General features: G+C 69.7%; 2 protein-coding genes and 1 pseudogene. 2 read left to right on the top strand and 1 reads right to left on the bottom strand.

The genetic code is table 11. The features are described from left to right. Both EHS43_RS38460 and EHS43_RS38455 read left to right on the top strand, forming a co-directional pair. On the top strand, positions 1 to 3,561 hold a 3,561-nt coding region (locus EHS43_RS38460; protein ID WP_125195231.1), incomplete at its 5' end, for a multifunctional oxoglutarate decarboxylase/oxoglutarate dehydrogenase thiamine pyrophosphate-binding subunit/dihydrolipoyllysine-residue succinyltransferase subunit. An 87-nt stretch (positions 3,562 to 3,648) separates the two neighbouring features. Further along, positions 3,649 to 3,831 carry a DUF6104 family protein gene (locus EHS43_RS38455; protein WP_019058231.1) on the top strand — a complete coding sequence of 61 codons (183 nt, stop codon included), beginning with the start codon at positions 3,649 to 3,651 and terminating at the stop codon, positions 3,829 to 3,831. 418 nt (positions 3,832 to 4,249) lie between these two features. Here the strand turns inward: EHS43_RS38455 and EHS43_RS38450 are convergent. Further along, positions 4,250 to 4,376 (bottom strand): annotated as a pseudogene (locus tag EHS43_RS38450) (IS481 family transposase); the annotation flags it as partial.

Genomic DNA, 4,376 nt, shown 5'->3' with positions numbered 1-4,376 from the left:
CCGGCCGCCGCCGCCCCGGCCGCCGCTCCCGCGCCGGCTCCGGCCGCCGCTCCGGCAGCCCAGCCGGCCGCCGCGGCTCCGGCCCCGGCCAAGGCCGCCGCCCCGGCCGCTCCGGCGCAGGTCGCTCCGGCCGCCAAGCCGGCCGCTGCGAAGCCCGCCGCGAAGCCGGCCGCCGGGGGTGCCTCCGCGGAGGGCCCCGAGATGGTGACCCTGCGCGGCCCCGCCGCCGCGGTCGCGAAGAACATGAACGCCTCGCTGGAGCTGCCCACGGCCACGTCCGTGCGCGCGGTCCCGGTGAAGCTGCTCTTCGACAACCGCATCGTCATCAACAACCACCTCAAGCGCGCCCGGGGCGGGAAGATCTCCTTCACGCACCTCATCGGGTACGCGATGGTGCAGGCCATCAAGGCCATGCCGTCGATGAACTGGCACTACGCGGAGAAGGACGGGAAGCCCACCCTCGTCAAGCCGCCGCACGTCAACTTCGGCCTCGCCATCGACCTGGTGAAGCCCAACGGCGACCGCCAGCTGGTCGTCGCGGGCATCAAGAAGGCCGAGACGCTGAACTTCTTCGAGTTCTGGCAGGCCTACGAGGACATCGTCCGCCGCGCCCGCGACGGCAAGCTGACGATGGACGACTTCTCGGGTGTCACGGTCTCCCTGACCAACCCGGGCGGCCTCGGCACGGTCCACTCGGTCCCGCGTCTGATGCCCGGCCAGTCGGTCATCATGGGCGTCGGCTCCATGGACTACCCGGCGGAGTTCCAGGGCACCTCCCAGGACACCCTGAACAAGCTCGGCATCTCGAAGGTCATGACGCTCACGTCGACCTACGACCACCGGGTCATCCAGGGCGCCGCGTCCGGCGAGTTCCTGCGGATCGTCGCGAACCTCCTGCTCGGCGAGAACAGCTTCTACGACGAGATCTTCGAAGCGCTGCGCATCCCCTACGAGCCGGTCCGCTGGCTCAAGGACATCGACGCCTCGCACGACGACGACGTCACCAAGGCCGCCCGGGTCTTCGAGCTGATCCACTCCTACCGGGTCCGCGGCCACGTGATGGCCGACACCGACCCGCTGGAGTACCGCCAGCGCAAGCACCCCGACCTGGACATCACCGAGCACGGCCTCACCCTGTGGGACCTGGAGCGCGAGTTCGCGGTCGGCGGCTTCTCCGGCAAGTCCCTCATGAAGCTGCGCGACATCCTCGGCGTGCTGCGCGACTCGTACTGCCGCACCACCGGCATCGAGTTCATGCACATCCAGGACCCCAAGCAGCGCAAGTGGATCCAGGACCGCATCGAGCGCCCGCACACCAAGCCGGAGCGCGAGGAGCAGCTGCGCATCCTGCGCCGGCTGAACGCCGCGGAGGCCTTCGAGACCTTCCTGCAGACGAAGTACGTCGGCCAGAAGCGCTTCTCCCTGGAGGGCGGCGAGTCCGTCATCCCGCTGCTGGACGCGGTGCTGGACTCGGCCGCCGAGTCCCGCCTGGACGAGGTCGTCATCGGCATGGCCCACCGCGGCCGGCTGAACGTCCTCGCCAACATCGTCGGCAAGTCGTACGCGCAGATCTTCCGCGAGTTCGAGGGCAACCTCGACCCGAAGTCGATGCACGGCTCCGGCGACGTGAAGTACCACCTGGGCGCCGAGGGCACCTTCACCGGTCTCGACGGCGAGCAGATCAAGGTCTCGCTGGCCGCGAACCCCTCCCACCTGGAGACGGTCGACCCGGTCATCGAGGGCATCACCCGCGCCAAGCAGGACATCATCAACAAGGGCGGCACGGACTTCACCGTCCTGCCGGTCGCCCTGCACGGCGACGCGGCCTTCGCGGGCCAGGGCGTGGTGGCCGAGACCCTGAACATGTCGCAGCTGCGGGGCTACCGCACCGGCGGCACGGTCCACATCGTCATCAACAACCAGGTCGGCTTCACGGCGGCACCGGAGTCCTCGCGCTCCTCCATGTACGCCACCGACGTGGCCCGCATGATCGAGGCCCCGATCTTCCACGTGAACGGCGACGACCCGGAGGCCGTCGTGCGCGTCGCGCGGCTCGCCTTCGAGTTCCGCCAGGCGTTCAACAAGGACGTGGTGATCGACCTCATCTGCTACCGCCGCCGCGGTCACAACGAGTCGGACAACCCGGCCTTCACCCAGCCGCTGATGTACGACCTGATCGACAAGAAGCGCTCGGTGCGCAAGCTGTACACCGAGTCCCTCATCGGTCGCGGCGACATCACCCTGGAAGAGGCCGAGCAGGCGCTGCAGGACTACCAGGGCCAGCTGGAGAAGGTCTTCACCGAGGTCCGCGAGGCCGTCACGGCCCAGTCGGCCGCGGGTCCCGTCTCCGACCCGCAGGCCGAGTTCCCGGTCGCCGTGAACACCGCGATCTCCGCGGAGGTCGTGAAGCGGATCGCCGAGTCCCAGGTCAACATCCCCGACACCTTCAACGTCCACCCGCGTCTGCTGCCGCAGCTGCAGCGCCGGGCGGCGATGGTCGAGGACGGCACGATCGACTGGGGCATGGGCGAGACGCTGGCGGTGGGCTCGCTGCTCCTGGAGGGCACCCCGGTCCGGCTGTCGGGCCAGGACTCCCAGCGCGGCACCTTCGGCCAGCGCCACGCGGTCCTCATCGACCGCGAGACGGGCGAGGAGCACACCCCGCTCCAGTACCTGGCCGAGGAGCAGGCGCGCTACAACGTCTACAACTCGCTGCTGTCCGAGTACGCGGTCATGGGCTTCGAGTACGGCTACTCGCTGGCCCGTCCCGACGCGCTCGTGCTGTGGGAGGCGCAGTTCGGCGACTTCGTCAACGGCGCGCAGACGATCGTCGACGAGTACATCTCGGCGGCCGAGCAGAAGTGGGGCCAGACGTCCGGTGTCACCCTGCTCCTCCCCCACGGCTACGAGGGCCAGGGCCCGGACCACTCCTCGGCCCGTGTCGAGCGCTTCCTCCAGCTCTGCGCCCAGAACAACATGACGGTCGCGATGCCGACCCTGCCGTCGAACTACTTCCACCTCCTGCGGTGGCAGGTGCACAACCCGCACCACAAGCCGCTGGTGGTCTTCACCCCGAAGTCGATGCTGCGCCTCAAGGCCGCCGCGTCGAAGACGGAGGAGTTCACCTCGGGTCAGTTCCGCCCGGTCATCGGCGACGCGTCCGTGGACGCCGCCGCGGTCCGCAAGGTCGTCTTCGTGGCGGGCAAGTTGTACTACGACCTGGAGGCCGAGCGTCAGAAGCGCGGCATCACGGACACGGCGATCATCCGCATCGAGCGCCTGTACCCGCTTCCGGGCACCGAGCTCCAGGCGGAGATCGCCAAGTACCCGAACGCCGAGAAGTACCTGTGGGCCCAGGAGGAGCCGGCGAACCAGGGTGCCTGGCCGTTCATCGCCCTCAACCTGATCGACCACCTGGACCTGGCGGTCGGCGCGGAGGTCCCCCACGGGGAGCGCCTGCGCCGCATCTCCCGCCCGCACTCGTCGTCCCCTGCGGTGGGTTCGGCGAAGCGGCACCAGGCGGAGCAGGAGCAGCTGGTGCGTGAGGTGTTCGAGGCGTAACCGCTCACGCGGGCAGCACGTCACCGGGCCGCATCCCTCTTCCGAGGGGTGCGGCCCGGCCGTTTCGGCGCACTTATCCTTGACGGCATGTACTTCACGGACCGTGGCATCGAGGAACTGGAGAAGCGGCGCGGCGAGGAGGAAGTCACCTTCGAGTGGCTCGCCGAGCAGTTGCGGACGTTCGTCGACCTCAACCCCGACTTCGAGGTCCCGGTCGAACGACTGGCCACGTGGCTGGCCCGCCTGGACGACGACGAGGACGACGAGTAGGGACGGCGGGACTCGGGGCCGTCCGTCCAAGGGCGGTCACGCGGGCGCACCAGGCTCGTCCGCCTGCCCAGGGCCAGCCGCGCGGGCACGCCAAGTCGTACGACAGCCCGAGCACACCGCGCACCGGCAGCAGTACCCCGCCGTGAACCAGCCGCCGACGAACAGGACTGCGTGATCGGGGACGCGCTGACGGCGCCGCCGGCGATCTACCGCTCAGGGCCAGTCGCGCGGCCACGCCAAGCCGAACGACAGCCACCGCGCGCCGACACCAGCGCCCCGCGGCGAGCCGACCACAGAACATCAGGGCCGGCGTGATCCGGAACGCACTCGGGGCTCCCCTTCGCGCTGCACCGCCGGGGCAGGTCACGCGGACGCGTCAGGATCATCCGGCCCGCCCAGGGCCAGCCGCGCGAGAGCGCTAGGTGTATTGCCCCGTGAGGTTGGGGACGCGGCTGGCGGGTGGTTGGCCCTTGAGCGCGGTGTGTCCGCGGTGGTGATTGTAGGTGTGCAGCCAGTCGGGGAACGCTGCGCGTCGTTCCTGCTCT

Origin of the sequence: Streptomyces sp. RP5T, from assembly GCF_003933965.1 — a bacterium.
In the GTDB taxonomy this organism is placed as follows: Bacteria; Actinomycetota; Actinomycetes; order Streptomycetales; family Streptomycetaceae; genus Streptomyces.
The sequence above is the reverse complement of the archived record's forward strand: the minus strand, read 5'-3'. Positions and strand labels throughout refer to the sequence as shown.

Coding starts and splice junctions, on each gene's coding strand:
- EHS43_RS38455 (WP_019058231.1), top strand. CDS start 3,649: ATGTACTTCACGGACCGTGGCATCGAGGAACTGGAGAAGCGGCGCGGC.